The 20133-nt window shown below is 31.5% G+C and carries 22 protein-coding genes; 15 read left to right on the top strand and 7 right to left on the bottom strand.

Annotated elements, in window-relative coordinates; all coding sequences use genetic code 11:
• Nucleotides 1-46 precede the first annotated feature (46 nt).
• From JM80_RS10460 to dnaA, 3 genes are read right to left on the bottom strand one after another with little or no spacing between them, the layout of a single operon-like run.
• Nucleotides 47-766 carry an SAM-dependent methyltransferase gene (locus JM80_RS10460; protein ID WP_013619587.1) on the bottom strand — a complete coding sequence of 240 codons (720 nt, stop codon included), beginning with the start codon at nt 764-766 and terminating at the stop codon, nt 47-49.
• 3 nt (nt 767-769) lie between these two features.
• Nucleotides 770-1225 carry a low molecular weight protein-tyrosine-phosphatase gene (locus JM80_RS10465; RefSeq protein WP_144709998.1) on the bottom strand — a complete coding sequence of 152 codons (456 nt, stop codon included), beginning with the start codon at nt 1223-1225 and terminating at the stop codon, nt 770-772.
• Nucleotides 1226-1236: 11 nt separating this feature from the next.
• Nucleotides 1237-2661 carry a chromosomal replication initiator protein DnaA gene (dnaA, locus tag JM80_RS10470; protein ID WP_013619585.1) on the bottom strand — a complete coding sequence of 475 codons (1425 nt, stop codon included), beginning with the start codon at nt 2659-2661 and terminating at the stop codon, nt 1237-1239.
• 204 nt (nt 2662-2865) lie between these two features.
• Between dnaA and JM80_RS10475 the strand changes: the two genes are divergently transcribed.
• Nucleotides 2866-3276, top strand: coding sequence for a thioesterase family protein (locus JM80_RS10475; protein WP_013622862.1), 411 nt, complete (start codon nt 2866-2868; stop codon nt 3274-3276).
• Here JM80_RS10475 and JM80_RS10480 read toward each other — a convergent pair.
• The 4 genes from JM80_RS10480 to ribD are packed head-to-tail and all read right to left on the bottom strand — an operon-like array spanning nt 3273 to nt 6390.
• Nucleotides 3273-3881, bottom strand: coding sequence for a YigZ family protein (locus JM80_RS10480; protein WP_144710000.1), 609 nt, complete (start codon nt 3879-3881; stop codon nt 3273-3275). The two genes, JM80_RS10475 and JM80_RS10480, sit on opposite strands and share 4 nt — an antisense overlap.
• A complete protein-coding gene (locus JM80_RS10485) occupies nt 3874-4740 on the bottom strand; it encodes a DMT family transporter (protein WP_013622860.1) in 867 nt (288 codons plus the stop codon). The genes JM80_RS10480 and JM80_RS10485 overlap by 8 nt, the downstream gene beginning before the upstream one ends.
• 2 nt (nt 4741-4742) lie before the next feature.
• Nucleotides 4743-5345, bottom strand: a complete 603-nt coding sequence (locus JM80_RS10490) for an HAD-IA family hydrolase (RefSeq protein ID WP_075695771.1) — start codon at nt 5343-5345, stop codon at nt 4743-4745.
• The gene (gene ribD / locus JM80_RS10495) at nt 5338-6390 is read right to left on the bottom strand and encodes a bifunctional diaminohydroxyphosphoribosylaminopyrimidine deaminase/5-amino-6-(5-phosphoribosylamino)uracil reductase RibD (protein ID WP_144710002.1); all 1053 of its coding nucleotides are present in this window, start codon (nt 6388-6390) and stop codon (nt 5338-5340) included. The genes JM80_RS10490 and ribD overlap by 8 nt, the downstream gene beginning before the upstream one ends.
• Before the next feature lie 41 nt (nt 6391-6431).
• Here ribD and JM80_RS10500 point away from each other — a divergent pair, with 41 nt between their 5' ends.
• From JM80_RS10500 to coaE, 14 genes are all read left to right on the top strand, one after another.
• A complete protein-coding gene (locus JM80_RS10500; RefSeq protein ID WP_144710004.1) occupies nt 6432-6917 on the top strand; it encodes a GNAT family N-acetyltransferase in 486 nt (161 codons plus the stop codon).
• Between the two features lie 68 nt (nt 6918-6985).
• Nucleotides 6986-7846: a peptide chain release factor N(5)-glutamine methyltransferase gene (gene prmC, locus JM80_RS10505; RefSeq protein ID WP_144710006.1), complete on the top strand. Its 861-nt coding sequence runs from the start codon at nt 6986-6988 to the stop codon at nt 7844-7846.
• Nucleotides 7847-7896: 50 nt separating this feature from the next.
• Nucleotides 7897-9891, top strand: coding sequence for an NAD-dependent DNA ligase LigA (gene ligA / locus JM80_RS10510; protein WP_144710010.1), 1995 nt, complete (start codon nt 7897-7899; stop codon nt 9889-9891).
• Nucleotides 9892-10064: 173 nt separating this feature from the next.
• The gene (locus JM80_RS10515) at nt 10065-10595 is read left to right on the top strand and encodes a hypothetical protein (protein ID WP_013622854.1); all 531 of its coding nucleotides are present in this window, start codon (nt 10065-10067) and stop codon (nt 10593-10595) included.
• A 58-nt stretch (nt 10596-10653) separates the two neighbouring features.
• The gene (gene dapA / locus JM80_RS10520) at nt 10654-11544 is read left to right on the top strand and encodes a 4-hydroxy-tetrahydrodipicolinate synthase (RefSeq protein ID WP_144710012.1); all 891 of its coding nucleotides are present in this window, start codon (nt 10654-10656) and stop codon (nt 11542-11544) included.
• Between the two features lie 140 nt (nt 11545-11684).
• Nucleotides 11685-12497, top strand: coding sequence for an outer membrane protein assembly factor BamD (locus JM80_RS10525; RefSeq protein WP_013622852.1), 813 nt, complete (start codon nt 11685-11687; stop codon nt 12495-12497).
• Nucleotides 12498-12507: 10 nt separating this feature from the next.
• Complete coding sequence (locus JM80_RS10530; RefSeq protein ID WP_013622851.1) at nt 12508-12840, top strand: DNA-directed RNA polymerase subunit omega; 333 nt, start codon at nt 12508-12510, stop codon at nt 12838-12840.
• A gap of 2 nt (nt 12841-12842) precedes the next feature.
• On the top strand, nt 12843-14051 hold the full coding sequence (gene coaBC / locus JM80_RS10535) for a bifunctional phosphopantothenoylcysteine decarboxylase/phosphopantothenate--cysteine ligase CoaBC (protein ID WP_144710014.1): 1209 nt from the start codon (nt 12843-12845) through the stop codon (nt 14049-14051).
• A complete protein-coding gene (locus tag JM80_RS10540; protein WP_013622849.1) occupies nt 14044-14934 on the top strand; it encodes a DUF4835 family protein in 891 nt (296 codons plus the stop codon). Before coaBC ends, JM80_RS10540 begins: the two co-directional genes overlap by 8 nt.
• 52 nt (nt 14935-14986) lie before the next feature.
• Complete coding sequence (recN, locus tag JM80_RS10545) at nt 14987-16639, top strand: DNA repair protein RecN (RefSeq protein WP_144710016.1); 1653 nt, start codon at nt 14987-14989, stop codon at nt 16637-16639.
• A 66-nt stretch (nt 16640-16705) separates the two neighbouring features.
• Nucleotides 16706-17521 carry an enoyl-ACP reductase gene (locus tag JM80_RS10550; protein WP_013622847.1) on the top strand — a complete coding sequence of 272 codons (816 nt, stop codon included), beginning with the start codon at nt 16706-16708 and terminating at the stop codon, nt 17519-17521.
• Between the two features lie 66 nt (nt 17522-17587).
• Nucleotides 17588-18589, top strand: a complete 1002-nt coding sequence (locus JM80_RS10555) for a glycosyltransferase family 2 protein (protein WP_013622846.1) — start codon at nt 17588-17590, stop codon at nt 18587-18589.
• Nucleotides 18590-18630: 41 nt separating this feature from the next.
• Complete coding sequence (locus JM80_RS10560; protein ID WP_144710018.1) at nt 18631-19551, top strand: YbbR-like domain-containing protein; 921 nt, start codon at nt 18631-18633, stop codon at nt 19549-19551.
• The gene (gene coaE / locus JM80_RS10565; protein WP_144710020.1) at nt 19548-20132 is read left to right on the top strand and encodes a dephospho-CoA kinase; all 585 of its coding nucleotides are present in this window, start codon (nt 19548-19550) and stop codon (nt 20130-20132) included. The genes JM80_RS10560 and coaE overlap by 4 nt, the downstream gene beginning before the upstream one ends.
• Nucleotide 20133: the final 1 nt, after the last annotated feature.

Consider the following 20133-nt stretch of genomic DNA (forward strand, 5'->3'; position numbering starts at 1 on the left):
ACACTATGAAAATGGAAAAAGCCTCAGCGTAATTGCGAGGCTTTTTTTATGCTTGAAAAATAAATATAGTTGGTCTTTTGTTTAAATCTACATTTATTTTTTTCCATTCTGCTATGGTGTTGGTTGCTATTTGTTCTGTTGGTAATGTAATATCTGTAGCAATACAAAGTAATGTGTGGTTTGCTAAGGTTTTTAAAAGTTCAGCTAACAACTTGTCATTTCTGTATGGCGTTTCTATAAATATTTGCGATTGATTATTGTCTTTAGAAATACGCTCCATTTTTTTTATAACAGCTTTTCTCTCGCTACTATCAATAGGCAAGTAGCCATTAAATGCAAAGCTTTGTCCGTTTAAACCGCTAGCCATTAATGCCAAAAATATTGAAGATGGGCCAACTAAAGGAACTACTTGTAAGTTTTTTTGATGAGCAATTTTTACTACCTCGGCGCCAGGATCTGCTATTCCAGGGCAACCAGCTTCAGATATAATTCCTATGCTTTTTCCTTCAAAACAAGGGTCTAAAAAACTTGGTATTATTTGTGGATCTGTAAACTTGTTAATCAGTTCTATGTGTAAACTTGGCTGAGATTTACCAGAGCTTATTTTTTTTATAAAGCGCCTTGCAGTTTTTTCATTTTCTACAATATAGTAATCTATTTGCTCTATAGTTCGTTTTATAGAGATTGGCAACACTTCCAAAGGTTCATTGTCACCTAAAGTGGTAGGGATTAAATATATTTTTCCTGTTTTGGTAGTGTTTTCCATAGGTTATTGGTTTTTTAGTGTTTTGGCAATATTTGTACAGGCTTGGTCTATTAAGTTGTAAACATTTTCAAAACCTTGGTCACCTCCGTAATATGGGTCTGGAACTTCAGTAATTTTTGTATCTGCAAAATGTAACAAGAGTTTTACTTTTTTCTTGTGTTCAGGAGTCTTGGCTAGTGCAATAACATTATTGTAGTTGCTATTGTCCATAACATAAATGGTGGTAAACTCGTCAAAATCTTTTACAGTGAATTTTCTACATACTTGCTTACTTATGTCTATACTGTATTTTTTTGCAACAGCAACAGACCTTGGGTCAGGAGCACTTCCTATGTGATAGCCAGCAGTGCCTGCAGAATCTACAGAAATTATGGTTGGGTCTACTTTGTTTTTAAGTATACCCTCGGCCAATGGCGACCTACAAATATTTCCTAGGCAAACCATTAGTATTTTTGTCATCACCCTAAAGTTTAAGAGAATTTTTTAGTAAGATCTTCTATATATTTGCGAAACTGCTTATCGGTTTCAGCTAAATTATCTACTGTTTTACAAGCGTGTAAAACGGTTGCATGATCTCTTTTTCCTATTTGTGAGCCAATACTTGCTAATGATGCTTTTGTAAATCTTTTAGCAAAAAACATAGCCAATTGTCTGGCTTGTACAATATGTCTTTTTCTGGTTTTAGATTGTAATGTAGAAACATCCATTTCAAAATAATCAGAAACTACTTTTTGTATGTAATCTATAGAAACTTCTCTTTTGGTGTTTTTTACAAATTTCTCTACAATTTGTTGAGCAAGTTCTATTGTTATTTCTTTTTTATTGAAAGAAGATTGTGCTATTAATGATATTACAGCGCCTTCTAGTTCTCTAATGTTAGATTTTATGTTTTTAGCAACGTAATCTATAATTTCTTCTGGCATTTCTACACCATCTCTGTAGAGCTTGTTTTTAAGAATAGAAACTCTAGTTTCGTAATCTGGTGTTTGTAACTCAGCAGATAATCCCCATTTAAATCTAGATAGTAAGCGTTGTTCTATGTCTTGCATATCTACAGGAGCCTTGTCTGATGTTAAGATAACCTGTTTTCCATTTTGGTGTAAATGGTTAAAAATATGAAAGAAAACATCTTGCGTACCAGATTTTCCAGATAAAAACTGAACATCATCAATAATTAAAATATCTATTAATTGGTAAAAATGAATAAAATCATTTCTAGTATTCTTTTTAACAGACTCTATATATTGTTGTGTGAATTTTTCAGCAGAAATGTATAAAACAGTCCTTTCTGGGTATTTATCTTTTATCTCTACACCAATTGCGTGTGCAAGGTGAGTTTTGCCTAAACCAACACCACCAAAAATTAATAATGGGTTAAAAGATGTTCCTCCAGGTTTGTTAGCTACTGCCATACCAGCAGATCTTGCAAGCCTATTAGAGTCACCTTCTAAAAAGTTATCAAAATTATAGTTAGGGTTTAGTTGAGATTCTATTTTAATATTTCTAATACCAGGAATTACAAAAGGGTTTCTTAACTCAGGATTTTTAGATTTAATAGGTACATCTAATTCTTGAGGAGAAACTGTGGTTCTGTTAGAGCTTGGTATTTTCTCGGTAAACGGTTCTCTGTTGCCGTAAGTGTTTTCCATTCTAATGATGTAAACTAGCTTTGCATTTTCTCCTAATTCCTTTGTAAGAGAAACTTTTAGTAGTTTAACATAGTGTTCTTCAAGCCACTCGTAAAAGAATTTACTCGGTACCTGAACACTTAAAGAGTTATCTGATAGTTTAATTGGCTTTATAGGTTCAAACCAGGTTTTGAATGCTTGGGGTTGTATGTTATCCTTGATGAAAGATAAACAATTATTCCATACTGATTCTGCAGTAACACTCATTATTAGATAATCTTTTTTTTGGTTAGTATTGTGTTCTCACTGAAAGAAAATACGGGGATCTTAACTTCCTTATCAGGGGAGGCAAATATGTGAACAAAATTTCTAAAAAAAAAATCAATTACTATTGAATTTGAAGTTTTTTTTTTGCATGTTGTAAGCATAGAATTTCCCATCCTTTAAATATATAATTTTTGTTGATATAATATGCGAAAAAATAAAATTTCTTTTACTGTAAGATACGGAGAAACAGATCAAATGGGTGTAGTATATCACGGGAATTACGCGCAATACTTGGAGTTAGGGAGGTTAAGCTGGCTTAAAGACTTAGACGTTTCCTACAAAAAAATGGAAGAAACCGGAGTTATACTACCAGTAATTTCTTTACAAATAAATTTTAAGAAATCTGCGCTCTATGATGACACTATAACGGTGGTTACTAAACTTAAAAAAAAGCCTTCTGTTAAGATAGAATTTGACTATGAAATTTATAATGAAAATGATGAATTATTAGTTACAGCAAATACCGTTTTGGCTTTTTTAAATAAAGAAACTAAAAGACCTATAAAATGTCCGGATTATGTTTTAAAAAAGATTGATGATTATTACGATTTTTAATCTTTGATTTTTATATACTGCATGGTATTAAAAATAGTAAAAATTTCATTGGCTTTTGTTTTTCTAACAGATATTACATAGGTGCAATTAGCTTCTAGTTTTTGAGAAACAATGTCTAGTTTTTTTTGTTTAATAACTCTCATTACGCTATTCATATCTTTATAGTCAAATGTAAGGGTGTATTGTTTTGTTATTATTTTCTTTTTAATTTCCGCTTCATCTAAAGCTATTTGTGCAGCAGTTTTATAGGCGCTTATTAATCCTCCAACGCCTAACTTTGTACCTCCAAATATTCTGGCAACAGCAACAAGTACATTTGTAAGGTCATAAGCTTGTATTTGTCCGTATATAGGAAGTCCGGCAGAGTTGTTAGGTTCGCCGTCATCATTAGCTCGGTACCGTATGGTATCTGTTCCTAATTGCCAAGCATAACACACGTGGTTTGCTGTGTGGTGTTGTTTTTTTAATTTTTCAATAATTGGTTTAACATCGTCTTCGGTAGTTATAGGAAATACGTAACCAAAAAATTTACTTTTGCGGTCTTTGTATAGTATTTCTGGACTTGGTTTGTCTATTGTTAAATAAGTATCTTTTTCTTTATTCATACTTTAATGCCATTAATAGTATACTGCAAACAGCTAAACCTATACCTAGCCAGTTTTTAGTACTTAATTTTTCTTTAAAAAAGAATATACCAATAAGTGTTGTAAATAAAACTATAGCAACATTATTAATTGTAAAAATAGATGCACTTGTAAAATTAGATTCTCTTAATGCCTTTATAAGGTAATATATAGAGAAAAAGTTAGGAATACCAAGACAAATACCACCAAGAATATTTTTGAAATTTAATTTTATAGGGTGTTCTTTTGTTCTTATTAAAATAAATAACACTCCAAATATACCTGCTGCTAAAAATATAAAAGAAGAAAATAAAGGAATTTTGGCTTCTTCAACATAAGCTTCTTCTAAATATTTAATAGTAATATCTATGGTTCCTGATCCTAAAAACACTAAAAAGGGTAGTAGTAATGCTTTTTTATTAAAGGTGCTGTTGTTTTTGGTAGATGCAAGGTAGACTGCAGATAGTGCTAGTAATATACCTATTGTTTTAATACTGGTAAGTGTTTCGTTATATAAAAAAATACCACCAAGTACAGGGATAACTAATGACATTTTAGTAGCTACAGAGGCAACAGAAACTCCAAGGTCTTGAGATGTTTTAGCCATAATGTAAAAAACAAGTATAAATAGAATGCCTAAAAATAAAGCGCCACCAAACCAAGGCTCAAGAGGTATTTTTGCAGGTGTAATAGTATTTTTGTAAAAAAATAAACCAACTAAACAAGCTACAAAGTAATTTGTAATTATAGCATATAGTGTTTGTACTTTAAAAGTATGAAAAAGCTTAAATACAATAAAAATTAAACTAGAAAATAAAATACTTAATAATAAATTTATCATTCCTATAATTTACTCTTTAGGTTGATGATGTCTTCATTGCCAACTTGCAAATTCCAGCTTTTAATTCCTAATTTTTCTGCAGCAATTGTATTTTCTTCTGTGTCATCAATAAAAAAAGTTTCTTTAGCATTTAAGTTATTTTCTTTTAATACAAACTCGTAAATATTAGCATTAGGTTTCCTAAAATTAATTAAATGGGATAAGTAAAATTGCTCAAAACAAGCTTTAAATCTATCATATCTTTCAGTTCCCATATTTTTAATAACCTGCTCTATATGTAATTCATTTGTATTGCTAAGCAAAAATAAACGGTAATTTTTCTCTTTAGCTAATGTTTCTATAAATAGTAAACGTTCTTCAGGGAAATCTAAAATAATTTTATTCCAAGCATTTTTAAGTTCTTGTGGTGTGGCAGTAGGAAAAATTTTGTTTGTTTTATTTATAAAATCATCAGAAGAAATTAACCCCTTTTCATAATTCTTCATTAATACGTCTAACTCAGGGGTAATTTTGGTAAAGCCAAATTTACTTAATTCTAATGCGGTAGCTGTTTTGTTTAGGTTTATAAAAATATCGCCAAAATCAAAAATTATATTCTTAATCATTATAGTAGGTCTTTAAGGTATCGGTTTTAATAGTGTTTGTGCTTTTTAGCTTTCCTGTAAATTTTGGTGCTGCAATACCTTTATTAAAGTTTGTTGTGCCAGTAAAAACACGTGCTTCATCCCAAAGGTTTTCGTTAATAAAGGTCTGTAGTGTTTTAGAGCCACCTTCAATAATTACGCTAAGTATATTGTGCTTATGTAGAATATTGCAAATTTGCATAGCTAAAGGTTTTTTAAAGTTTACACTTTCATAAATAATACCTTTTAGTTGTTCATTTTTATTAGACTCTTTTGTTATTACAATAGTTTTTACAGACGTATTTAATATGTTTTTGCTTGCATCAATCTTTAAATTTTGATCTATAATAATTCTAGTAGGAGACTTTCCGTGCCAATTTCTAACATCCAGTTTAGGGTTGTCTTCTATAATTGTATTTGTGCCAACTAAAATACCTTGTTCTTCACTTCTCCATTGGTGTACAAGTTGTCTGGCTGCTTTTGTAGTTATCCAAAAAGGTTCTGGTGTAGCGCTTCTTTTTTCTTGCAGTGGCGCAATAAAACCATCATTAGTTTCTGCCCATTTTAGAATAATATATGGTCTTTTTTTCTCGTAAAAACATAAAAATCTATTATGGTGCTCTCGGCATTCTTCTTCTAAAACACCAATAGTTACATTGCAACCAGCAGCTCTAAGTTTTTTAATTCCATTGCCAGCTACTTTTTCATGAGGATCCTTAAGACCAATAACTATATTAGGTATTTTGTGTTTTATAATTAAATCTGCACAAGGAGGAGTTTTTCCGTAATGGGAGCAAGGTTCTAGAGTAACGTAAATGGTAGACTCCTTTAAAACAGACTTGTCTTTAATGCTATTTATAGCGTTAACCTCTGCGTGGGAGCCACCGTAAGGAGAGGTGAAACCTTCTCCTATTATAGTGTTATTGTGTACTATTAATGCACCAACCATTGGGTTTGGAAAAGTAGATCCTAAACCGTTTTTGGCTATTTGTATACAGCGTAAAATGTATTTTTCATGTATCTTCACTTCGCAAAAATAGAATAATATTAAGATATAGTTTTTGTTTTATGGAGAATGTGGTAATAAGGCCTATTTTACAGAAAGATAATGAGGCTGTGGCAGAGGTAATTAGGCAAGTTTTGGTAGATCTTGGTGTGCCAAAAGTTGGTACTGCTTATGCAGATAAAGCATTAGATTGTATGTATGAAAACTACAATGTGCCCAAAGCAACTTATTTTGTAGCAGAAGTAAATGGTAAAATTTTAGGTTGCGCAGGAGTTGCTCAATTAGAAAACTGTAACGGTAATGTTTGTGAACTTCAAAAAATGTATTTTTTAGAAGAGGCTAGAGGCAAAGGTTTGGGGAGTAAAATGATGAATGCTTGCATTGCTAAAGCTAAATATTATCGTTTTAATAAATGTTATTTAGAAACAATGCCATATATGAAAGATGCTCAAAAACTGTATAAAAAAACTGGTTTTGAGTATATAAATGAGCGTATGGGAGATACAGGTCATTATTCTTGCCCTGTTTTTATGCTGTTAAATTTATAGTTATATAAGTTGTTAGAATTTTTTTATTATTAATAGTAAAAAAGCAATTAAAAAACTTGTTTTAAAATATGTTGTTAAAAGAGATAAAGAAAATTTATCATATAGAATTGGATTCTGTTTATCCTGTAGAAGAGGTAGATAGTTTTTTTTATATGGCAATTGAGCATTATTTAAAACTAGAACGTTTTGTGCTTGCGTTAGAGCCTAATTATGTAGTTACCAAAGACGAAGAGTCTACTTTGTTTTTGGTGGTAGATAAACTTAAAAAGCATATACCAATACAGTATATTTTAGGAGTGGCACATTTTATGGGGTTGGATTTTAATGTAAATACTAATGTTTTAATCCCTAGACCAGAAACAGAGGAGCTGGTAAGTTGGATTTTAAACGAAGTAAATGTTAACCAAGAAATTACCATTTTAGATATAGGTACTGGTAGTGGTTGTATAGCAATAACACTAGCTAAAAACTTACCAAAAGCTAAGGTGTTTGCTTTAGATATTTCTAAAGAAGCTATTTTGGTAGCTAAAAGTAATGCAGAGGCTAATAATGTAACTGTAACTTTTTTGGAGCAAAACATTTTAGAAGAGCCTAGTTTAAAGCAAAATTTTAATATTATTGTTTCTAATCCTCCTTATGTTAGAGATTTAGAGAAAAAAGAGATGAGTGCAAATGTGTTAGAGCATGAGCCTAATTTAGCACTTTTTGTGTCGGATAATAATCCGTTAGTATTTTACAAGGCTATAACAAACTTTTCTGTAAATCATTTAAGAGAAAATGGTAAGTTGTTTTTTGAAATTAATCAGTATTTAGGAGAACAAACTAAGGAGCTTTTAGTAGGGCTAAACTATATAAATATCAAATTAAAAAAAGATATGTATGGTAATGATAGAATGTTAAAAGGGGAAATAAGTCGTAAAAAAATATAAGCAAATACTAATTAACAATAGTAGTAAGCTGAATAAAATAAAAGTTAAAAATGTCTGTAAAAGAGCAAATTGAAGCGTTACGTGAAGAGTTGCGTAAGCACAACCATAATTACTATGTTTTAGATACTCCAACAATATCAGATTATGATTTTGATATAAAGTTAAAAGAGCTACAAGCATTAGAGGCTAAACACCCAGAGTTTTATGATGCTAATTCGCCTACACTACGTGTGGGTGGTGAAATCACTAAAAATTTTAATACAGTTGTGCATGAGCACAGAATGTATTCTTTAGATAACTCGTACTCTAAAGAAGATCTTTTAGATTGGGAAAAAAGAGTAGAGAAAATATTAGGAGATTCTAATATAGAATTTACGTGCGAGTTAAAGTATGACGGAGCTTCAATAAGCTTAACTTATGAGGAGGGTAAATTAGTGCGTGCTGTTACTCGTGGAGATGGTTTTCAGGGAGATGACGTAACCACCAACATAAAAACAATTAAATCTGTTCCGTTACAGTTAAAAGGAGATTACCCTGCTAAGTTTGATATTAGAGGGGAAATTGTGTTGCCGTTTGAGGGTTTTTATAAAATGAACGAAGAGAGGATAGCCAATGGCGAGGATCCTTATATGAACCCCAGAAATACTGCATCTGGTAGTTTAAAATTGCAAGATAGTTCTTTAGTGGCGCAACGCCCGTTAGAGTGTTTGCTGTATAGTGTTGTTGGTGCTAATTTAAATTTAGAAACACAGTTTGAAGCGTTAGAAAAAACACGTTCATGGGGATTTAAAGTGCCAACTGTAGCTAAACTTTGTAAGAGTGTAGACGAGGTTATGGCTTTTGTTGAGTATTGGGATATGCATAGGCATGAGCTACCATATGAAACAGATGGTGTTGTGGTTAAAGTTAATACGCTGCGTTACCAGGAGGAGTTAGGTTACACCTCTAAATCGCCACGTTGGGCTATGGCTTATAAGTTTAAAGCCGAGCAAGTTTCTACAGTTTTAAATGAAATAAGTTACCAAGTTGGTCGTACAGGAGCAATTACTCCAGTTGCAAATTTAGCGCCTGTTTTGTTGGCAGGTACAACCGTAAAAAGGGCATCTTTACACAATGCAGATCAAATAGAAAAGTTAGATGTTAGGGTAGGAGATGCTGTTTTTGTAGAAAAAGGAGGAGAAATAATACCTAAAATTGTTGGTGTAAATTTAGATTTGAGACCACAAAATTCTGAACCTACAAAATATATAGACCATTGCCCTGAGTGTAATACAGAGTTAATTAGAACCGAAGGAGATGCCAAACACTATTGTCCAAACGAGTATGGTTGTCCGCCGCAAATAACAGGTAAAATTCAGCATTTTATATCTAGAAAAGCAATGGATATTGATGGTTTAGGGAGCGAAACTGTAGAGCTATTGTTTAAAGAGGGGTTAATACAAAACTATGCAGACCTGTATGCTTTAACTGTAGATCAGTTGTTGCCTTTAGAGCGTATGGCAAAAAAATCTGCAGAAAATTTGGTAAAAGGTGTAGCTGCATCAGTAGAAATACCTTTTGAGCGTGTGTTGTTTGCTTTAGGTATACGTTTTGTTGGTGAGACTGTTGCTAAAAAGTTAGCTAAAGCTTATAAAAACATAGATGCTTTAATGTATGCATCTGCATTAGAACTTGCTACTGTAGATGAAATAGGAGAGCGTATAGCATCTAGTGTAGTAGCATTTTTTCAGAACGAAATTAATTTAGATATTATAAACAGGTTAAAAGGGTATGGACTTCAATTTCAGGTTTCAGCAGAAAAACTTTTAAATCAAACTGAAAAATTAAAAGGAGAGACTTATGTTGTTTCTGGTGTCTTTGAAATGAGTAGAAACGACCTAAAAAAACTAATAGAAGACAACGGAGGTAAAGTTGGATCTTCTATTTCTTCTAAAACAACTTTTTTAGTTGCCGGAGATAAAATGGGCCCTAGTAAACGAACTAAGGCAGAAAGTTTAAATGTGCCTATTATCTCAGAGCAAGAATTTTTGGCTAAATTAAGTTAATTTTAAAAACAATGTAAATATCTAGTAATAAATTACTTATGTTTTTGTTTTTTGTTGAAGTTATCAATTGTTATATTTATAACAAAATGTTTTATTTAAAAAACAAAGTAGCTTTGTATCTTTGCATTAAATTGTGCTAGATAATAATTACATTTGTGTAAATGTAAAATTGCATGTTAAAAGGCATAAAAAATAAATTTAAGCGCAAGGCTGCTGTAAAGTTTTTAAACGAAAACAAAAACAAACGTGTTGCTTGTTCTAGAGTTAAAAAAGGAATAAGTAAAATAGGATGTATTGTAGATTTAGATAACGTGCCAGATGGTACAATATTTAATCAGTTTATTAAAGAGTTTTCATTACAGCCAAATGCACTAAAAATTATAGGATATAAGGCAGAACATGATAAAAATTCGCCTTACTCTACACCTGTTTTTTCTGAGGAAGATTTAGGTTGGGGAGCAAAAATAGAGAATAGTTATGCATTAGAATTTCTAGATAACGAGTACGATTTGCTTATTAGTTATTATACAGAAGATAATTTACTATTGCAATTAATGACTATGCAATCCAAAGCCAGGTTAAAAGTTGGTTTTGGTGAAGTAGATGAAAATTTAAATGATTTAATCTTAAATATACCTATTAAAGATTTTAACATTTTTAAAAAAGAGCTGGGAAAATATCTCTCGGTTTTTAATGAAATATAATAAGAACGTACTACGTATTGCAGCACGTTCTTAAATTTTGATTATTAAATTTATACGTGTGAAAGAGTTAGTTGGTACTGGTGTTGCGCTAGTTACACCTTTTAAAGAGGATTTGTCTGTAGATGTTACAGCGTTACAAAATATTGTAGAATACAATATAGCTAATGGCGTTAATTATTTAGTGGTTTTAGGGACCACAGGAGAACCAGCAACGCTTACAGCAGAAGAAAAACAATTGGTAATAAATACTGTTGTTAAAGTTAATGCAGGAAGATTGCCGTTGGTTTTAGGTATAGGAGGTAATAATACAATGGCTGTGGTTGCAGAGCTAAAAGAAAGAGATCTTAGTAACTTTTCTGCTATACTATCCGTGTCTCCATATTACAATAAGCCAACTCAAGAAGGAATATACCAACATTTTAAAGCAATTGCATTAGCATCACCAAAACCAATAATTGTATATAATGTGCCTGGTAGAACAGGAAGTAATATGCTGCCTTCTACAACTGTTAGGTTAGCAAAGGATTTTGACAATATTGTAGCTATAAAAGAAGCTTGCGGAGATATGGTTCAAGTTTTATCTATTATAAAGAATAAGCCAAAAGATTTTATGGTAATTTCTGGAGACGATTTTACGGCACTTTCTACAGTTTTAGCAGGAGGATCTGGGGTTATTTCAGTAATAGGGCAAGGGATTCCGGCAGAGTTCTCTAAAGTAATATCTCTTGGTTTAGAAAATAATGCAGCAGATGCGCATGCCTTATACAATACACTGCATGATGGTATAGATTTTATTTTTAGAGAGGGTAACCCGGCAGGTATTAAAGCTATTTTTGAAAATTTAAACTTGGCAACAGCAAAAGTTAGGCTTCCTTTGTTAGAGGCAACTCCAGAATTAAAGGCAACTATACATACATTTATCAATAGTTTTAATAAGAAATTGGTATAAATTTTAGTGTGCAAATTAAAATTTAAGTTAAAACTTAGCCAAAAACTAAGGTAAACAATATTCACATTCCTATTTTAGCAGTATAAAAAATGTTTTTTATATCCGTATATATTAACTAATTTTGCAAAATGTTTTTAAGAATGAAGAAATTATTACCACTTTTATTGTTGGTGTTAATCTTGGGCTCTTGTAGCGAATACCAAAAAGTATTAAAAAACCAAGATGTTAAAGCTAAATATGAAATGGCCGAGAAGTTTTATGACGAAGGCGATTTTAAAAGAGCTAACCGTTTGTTAGAGCAAATAGCTTCTAAATATATAGGTAAACCACAGGGAGAGCGTGTAATGTTTTTCTTTGCAAATAGTTACTATCAAATAGGGCAGTATAATGACGCAGGGTATCAGTTTGAGCGTTTTGTAAAAGCGTATCCTAGAAGCGAAAAAATGCAAGAAGCATCTTTTTTAGGAGCTAAAAGTTATTCTTATTTATCTCGTAAATATTCTTTAGATCAGACAGATACCGATAAGGCATTGTTAAAAATACAAAACTTTATTAATACTTATCCAGACTCTGAATATTTGCCAGAAGCTAACGAAATAGCAGCTTCTTTAACAAGAAAAAAGGAGAAAAAAGCGTTAGAGATAGCAAAGCAATTTACTAAATTAGGAGAGTTTTACGATTTAGAGTACTCAATATCAGCAATAAAGGCATTAGAAAACTTTATGTTAGATAATCCAGGAACTATATATAAAGAAGAAGCATTATATTACAAAACACTTGCTGCTTACAATTTAGCAATAAATAGTCATCCTAATAAAAAGGAAGAACGTTTAAAAAATGCTAATGAAGCTTACGGTAAGTTAATTAAAACTTTTCCAGAAACAGAATTTGCTAAAAAAGCAAACAATATGAAGGAGAAAATAGACAAAGAATTACAAAATTATTCAAAATAAATATTAGGCTATGAATATGAACGACTTGAAAAATTCAAAAGCAGCTGTATCTACAACTACAATTAATAAAAATGAGTTTGATGCTGGTACAGGAAACATATATGAAGCAATTTCTATAGTTTCTAAAAGAGCAATACAGATAAACTCTGATATTAAAAAAGAACTTTTAGAGAAGTTGGAAGAGTTTGCTACTTATAATGATAGTTTAGATGAAATTTTTGAAAACAAAGAGCAGATAGAGGTTTCTAAGTTTTATGAAAAATTACCAAAACCACACGCTTTAGCGGTTACAGAGTGGTTAGAAGATAGAATTTACCATAGAAATACAGCGAAAGACTCATAGAAATGTTAGGTGGTAAAAATATCCTTTTAGGAATAACCGGAGGTATTGCCGCATATAAAACTACATTTCTTGTTCGCTTACTTATAAAAGCTGGCGCTAACGTTAAAGTTATTTTAACGGATAGTGCCAGCTCTTTTGTTTCTCCGTTAACCTTAGCTACGCTTTCTAAAAATGCTGTATTAACATCTTTTGTTAGTGAGGACAAGGAAGAAGGAACATCTTGGAACAACCACGTGGAAATGGGTTTATGGGCAGATTTAATGGTTATTGCTCCGGCAACGGCAAACACTTTGTCTAAAATGTCTAATGGTGTTTGTGACAATTTGTTATTAGCAACCTATTTATCAGCTAAATGTCCTGTTTTTTTTGCTCCTGCTATGGATTTGGATATGTATAAACATCCGTCTACTGTAGCTTCATTTAGCAAGTTAGCTTCATTTGGTAATATTATGATTCCTGCAGGGAGTGGTGAGTTAGCAAGTGGCTTACACGGTGAGGGCAGAATGGCAGAACCAGAAGACATAGTACTACATTTAAAACAATTTTTAAACACAGGTTTACCGCTAAGTGGTAAAAAAGTGGTTATTACTGCTGGCCCTACATATGAAGCTATAGATCCTGTGCGTTTTATAGGAAATCATTCATCAGGGAAAATGGGGTTTGAGTTGGCTTTAGCAGCAGCAAATAAAGGAGCTAAAGTTATTTTGGTTTCAGGTCCATCACACTTAACTATTTCTCATGATAATGTTACATTGGTGCGTGTAAAATCTGCAGATGAAATGTATAGTGAAGTTCATAAGCATTATGCAAATGTAGATATAGCTATTTGTGCAGCTGCAGTAGCAGATTATAAGCCTAAAACTATAGCAGATCAAAAAATAAAAAAGAATGATGCTGAAATGCAGATAACTCTTGTAAAAAACAAGGATATCTTATTTTCTTTAGGAGAGCAAAAAAAGCATCAATTTTTGGTTGGCTTTGCATTAGAGACACAAAATGAGGTAGAAAATGCTACTAAAAAGTTAAAAAAGAAGAATTTAGATATTATAGTGCTTAATTCTTTAAATGATAAAGGTGCTGGTTTTGGAAAATCAACCAATAAAATAGCTATCATAGATAAGAAATTAAATATAAAAACGTTTGAACTAAAGACAAAGGTAGATGTTGCCTTAGATATTGTAAATGAAATTATTATAAAGACTAATGTATAAACTTGTAATTGCTTTTTTTTGTTTTGCTATTTTTTCTTCTGCTACAGCACAAGAGTTAAATTGTACAGTTACTATAAACTCAGAACAAGTAGGGCAAACCAACCAACAAGTTTTTAAAACATTAGAGCGTGCACTTAATGATTTTATGAATAAAACTAAGTGGACAAACCGTATTTATAAAGAACAAGAGCGTGTAAACTCTAGAATGTTTATTACTATAACAGAGTACTCATCAAGTAGTTTTAAAGCAAACATTCAAATACAATCTTCTAGGCCTGTTTTTAATACTTCTTATGAAACGCCTATATTTAACTATAAAGACAATCAATTTAATTTTAATTATATAGAATTTCAGCCTTTAGTTTACAATCAAAATACTTTTGATTCTAATTTAGTAGGTGTAATGTCTTATTACGCATATATAATTCTTGGTTTAGATGCAGATAGTTTTGCTTTAGAAGGTGGAACAGAGTATTTTAAAAAAGCACAAGGTATTGTAACACAAGCACAAGGTAGTAGTGCAGCAGGCTGGAGCCAATCTTCTAGTGAAAGAACTCGTTTTGAGCTAGTAGATAATATTTTGTCTAATGCTTACAGGGAGTATAGAGTTGCAATGTATAATTACCATAGAAAAGGTATGGATGTACTTGCAGATAATAACAGTACGGGAAAACAAGTAATTTCTGGTACATTACGTTTGCTATCTACTATAGCAAAGCGTAGAACAAATGCTTTTGTATTGCAGACTTTTTTTGATGCAAAATCAGATGAAATTGTAAGTATTTTTTCTGATGGGCCTAAAATGGATGTTGTAAAGCTTAAGGAAGTTTTAAATACTGCAGCACCTTTTTATTCTAGTACGTGGAATAAAATAAAATATTAACCCTCACTTTTTATATTATAATTATATTTGGTGTAATTTTTAATTACACAAATTGTTAGTATCACTTTCTATAAAAAATTACGCTTTAATAGACCATTTAAATGTGTCTTTTACCAACGGTTTTACAGTAATAACTGGTGAAACTGGTGCAGGAAAATCTATATTATTAGGTGGCTTAGCTTTAGTGTTGGGTAAACGAGCAGATCTATCATCATTAAGAGATAAAGAAAAAAAATGTGTTATAGAGGCAGAGTTTTCTATTAGCAAATACAATCTTAAATCTTTTTTTAATGAAAATGACGTAGATTATGAGGAAAACACCATTATTAGAAGAGAAATATTACCAAGTGGTAAGTCTAGAGCTTTTATTAATGATTCTCCTGTGAGATTAGCAACATTAACTGCTTTAGGAGATAGTTTAATAGATGTTCACTCGCAAAACCAAACACTGCAATTAGGAGACAATGCTTATCAATTTAAAGTTATAGACGGTTTAGCTTCTAATGCAGATCTTTTGGCTACTTATGAGAAAAACTTGCGTTTATTTAAAAAAGAGACCAAAGCCTTAGAGTTGTTACAGCAAGAAAAGCAAGAAGGAATAAAAGAATATGATTACAATACTTTTTTATTAAGTGAATTGGAAAATGCACCTTTAAAAGAAGGAATTTTAGAGGAGTTAGAGGAGCAATATGAGCAGCTTAATAATGTAGAAAACATTATGGAGCATTTGTCTAAAGGGCATCAATTAATATCTGATGAGCAAGTTGGTATTTTAACGTTGTTGGCAGAATTAAAACAAGCATCTAGTAAGTTGGCAGGTTTTGGGGCTCAGTTTACAAGCTTAAATGATCGTGTGCAATCTGTATTTATAGAGGTTGATGATATTTTTGAAGAGTTTGAAAGTTTAGAAAATAACGTAGAAGCTAACCCTAAATTGCTTGAGGAAGTAAATGCTAAATTGCAATTGTTGTATGATTTGCAAAAGAAACATGGTGTTTTAGAGGTAAAAGAGCTTTTGCAAATAAAAGAAGACTTAGCGCAAAAAGTAGATGCAACAGAAAATATAGATGCAACTATACGGGCAAAAGAAGCAGAAATTGCAGCTCAAGAAAAAGCATTAAATACAATTTGTACAAAAATTAGCAAACAGCGTAAAGCAATTATACCAGAATTAAAACAGCAGTTAGAGTCTATTTTAGCTTCTTTAGGTATGCCTAGTGCAGAATTTAAAATTGAAATAAATGAAGCACCAAGCTTTATGTATAATGGTAAAGATGAGCTAGTTTTTCAGTTTTCTGCAAATAAAGGATCTAGTTTTGGAGAATTAAAAAAGGTAGCGTCTGGAGGAGAGCTTTCTCGTATAATGTTAGCAATTAAAGCAGTGTTGGCTAAATATGAAGATTTACCAACGCTAATGTTTGATGAAATAGATACAGGTGTTTCTGGAGAAATATCAAATAGAATGGGGGTAATTATGCAAGAAATGAGCAGTAGTATGCAAATTTTTTCTATAACACATTTACCTCAGGTGGCGTCAAAAGGTAACCATCATTATAAAGTATATAAAGAAGATAAAAATAACGTAACGCACACACAAATGAAGCAACTTACTACAGAAGAAAGAGTAGTGGAGTTAGCAGAAATGTTGGGTGGTAAAGATTTATCAGATTCTGCAATAGCGCATGCTAGGCAGTTATTAAATTAGAAGCATTGCATTCTACTTTTTTTGAATATCTTTACGCGCACATAAAATTACCAAAATAAATAGCAAATGGCATACAATTTATTAAAAGGAAAAAGAGGTATTATATTTGGAGCATTAGATGAGAATTCTATAGCTTGGAAAACTGCAGAAAGAGTACACGAAGAAGGTGGTACTTTTGTGTTAACTAACGCACCAATAGCAATGCGTATGGGGCAAATTAAAGAGTTAGCAGAAAAAACAGGATCAGAAATTATACCTGCAGATGCAACTAGCGAAGAAGACTTAAATAATCTGGTAGCTAAGGCTACAGAAATTTTAGGTGGTAAGTTAGACTTTGTTTTACATTCTATTGGTATGTCTGTAAACGTAAGAAAAGGTCGTGCTTATACAGATGAGAAGTATGATTTTACTGCAAAAGGATGGGATGTTTCTGCATTATCTTTTCATAAAGTAATGCAAAGTTTATATAAGGCAGATGCAATGAACCAATGGGGTAGTATTGTAGCCTTAACTTATATGGCGGCACAACGTACTTTTCCAGATTATAATGATATGGCAGATAATAAAGCATATTTAGAGTCTGTTGCACGTAGTTTTGGTTATTTCTTTGGTAAAGAAAAGCAAGTACGTGTAAATACAATTTCACAGTCTCCAACGCCAACAACTGCTGGTCAGGGTGTTAAAGGTTTTGGTGGTTTTATTGCTTATGCAGACAAAATGTCTCCGTTAGGTAATGCTACTGCTCAAGATTGTGCAGACTATACTGTTTCTTTGTTCTCAGATTTAACAAAGAAAGTAACTATGCAAAACCTATTTCATGATGGTGGTTTTTCTAATACAGGAGTTAGCCAAGAGGTAATAGAGCATTTTACAGAAGAATAAGAATATTATAATATAGTAAAAGCCATCCTTTTTCTGGGGTGGCTTTTATGTTTACAGTGGTACTACATGAATTTAATGTTTTCTTTTATAGTTCCGGTTTATAACAGACCTAATGAAATTAGAGAGCTGTTGCAAAGCTTAGAGCAACAAACCTATAATAAGCCTTATGAGATTGTTATTGTAGAAGATGGCTCTACAATAAGCTCAGAAAAAGAGGTTTCTCTTTTTCATAATTTACCAATATCATACTATAAAAAAGAAAATTCAGGTCCTGGAGATTCTAGAAACTACGGAATGCGTAAAGCAAAGGGTAATTACTTTATTGTATTAGATTCAGATTGTATTTTACCACCACATTATTTAGAAACAGCAGAAACATCGTTACAAAACAATTATGTAGATTGTTACGGTGGACCAGATGCTGCTCATGAGTCTTTTTCTACGGTGCAAAAAGCAATTAACTATGCAATGACCTCGTTTTTTACAACAGGGGGTATACGCGGAGGTAAAAAAGCAGTAGATAAGTTTCAGCCACGTAGTTTTAATATGGGAATTTCTAAGGTAGCTTTTGAAAAAACTGGTGGCTACGGAAATATTCATCCGGGTGAAGATCCAGATTTAACCATTAGAATTTGGAACAACGGTTTTACAACAAAATTAATTCCAGAGGCATATGTGTATCATAAACGTAGGATAGACTGGAATAAGTTTTACATTCAGGTAAATAAGTTTGGTATGGTTCGTCCAATATTAAATAAATGGCATCCAGAAACGGCTAAAATTACGTATTGGTTTCCGGCCTTATTTTGCTTTGGATTTTTAATGTCATTATTAGCTTCCTTTTTAGGATTACCTTGGTTTTTATACTGTTATAGCTTATATTTTGCAGTATTGTTTGTAGATTCGTTATTAAAAAATAATAGTATAGTAATAGCATTTTTATCTTTAGTTGCTGTTGTAATACAGTTTGTGGGGTATGGCTATGGCTTTTTAAAGTCTACATTAACATTAAATTCAAGTAAAAAAAGTGCGCAAGAGTTGTTTCCTAAATTATTTTTTAAATTATAAAGGTGTTAAGTAAAGTAAAAAACAGTTTAAATAAACGAAAAGTGAAAATTTTTTCACTCTTTTTGCTATGTGCTACATTGGCTTGGTTTGTTAGTAATTTATCTGATTCTTACACCGCTAATACATACTTTAATTTAGAATACGTGAACGTGCCAGATAGCTTGTTTTTTGCTCAAAAACACAAAACAGAAGTACAGGTAAAAGTGCATGCAGGAGGTTTTCAACTATTACGTTTAAATATTTTTAGAAAAAACATAAAAATTGATTTATCTAACGTAGAGGAAAAAGAAGATAAATATTTTTTAAGGCAGTCGGTTTTTAGAAAGCAAATAGAGCAGCAGTTACCCAATTCTTTGTCGCTAACAGAAGTTGGTTATAGTGACACTTTGTATGTAGACCTTTATAAACTACACTCTAAAAAAGTGCCGGTTTTAGCAAATATAAAGGTAGATATGGCACAAAATTATGTGTTAGAAAAAGGTATAAAAATAACTCCAGACTCTATAAAAGTATCTGGGCCTAAATCTGAAATAGACACTATTGTAAAAGTAACAGCAGAGGACTATAATTTTAGTGATGTATCATCAGATATTAGTAAAACATTACAGTTAATACTGCCTAAGGATTTAGCTAATACTAAGTTTTCAGACAAAGAAGTTGTTGTTTCTGGAAGTGTATTTCGTTTTTCAGAAAAACTAATTACAGTGCCAGTTACAGTTTTAAATTTACCAAATGATATAAGTATCAGAACTTTTCCTAGCGAGGTATCTATCTTATGTAAAGCAAATGTAGAAGTATTAAAAAAAGTTACAGCAACGGATTTTAGTTTAACAGCAGATTTTAATGATTATCTAGATGAAAATTCGCCAATATTAAAATTAAGTCTTACTAAAAAACCAGAAGGTGTTTATAGTGCAAAGTTAAAAGAAGAGTCTGTAGAATTTATTTTAAACAGAAAATGAAAATTGTTGGTTTAACAGGTGGTATAGGTAGTGGTAAAAGTACTGCAGCTAAAATGTTTGCAGACTTGGGTGTGCCTGTATATAATTCTGATACAGAGGCAAAAAAATTAATGCATACCTCTGCTAATGTAAAAGAGCAAATTATACAATTATTTGGTGCAGAAGCATATAAAAATAGATTTTTAAATAGAGAGTATATAGCCCAAAAAGTTTTTTCTAATGCTAATTTATTAGAACAATTAAACGCTATTGTACACCCAGCAGTAAGAATACATTTTTTAGAATGGGCTGAAAAACAAAACGCACCTTATGTTATACAAGAAAGTGCAATTATATTTGAGAATAACAACCAAGATTTTTATGACTACATAATTTTGGTAACAGCACCCTTAGAAGTCAGAATAGACAGAATATTAAAAAGGGATAATACTACACGCGAAAAAATTCTTTCTAGAATGGACAATCAGTGGACAGATGAAAGGAAAGAAAAAATGTCTGATTTTATGTTAATAAATGAAGATATTGTAAAGTTAAAGTTAAAAATCAGAGAAATTCATTGTATATTAAGGGAGTTGTCTTAAA

Source organism: Cellulophaga sp. RHA_52, from assembly GCF_007827205.1.
GTDB lineage: Bacteria > Bacteroidota > Bacteroidia > Flavobacteriales > Flavobacteriaceae > Cellulophaga > Cellulophaga lytica.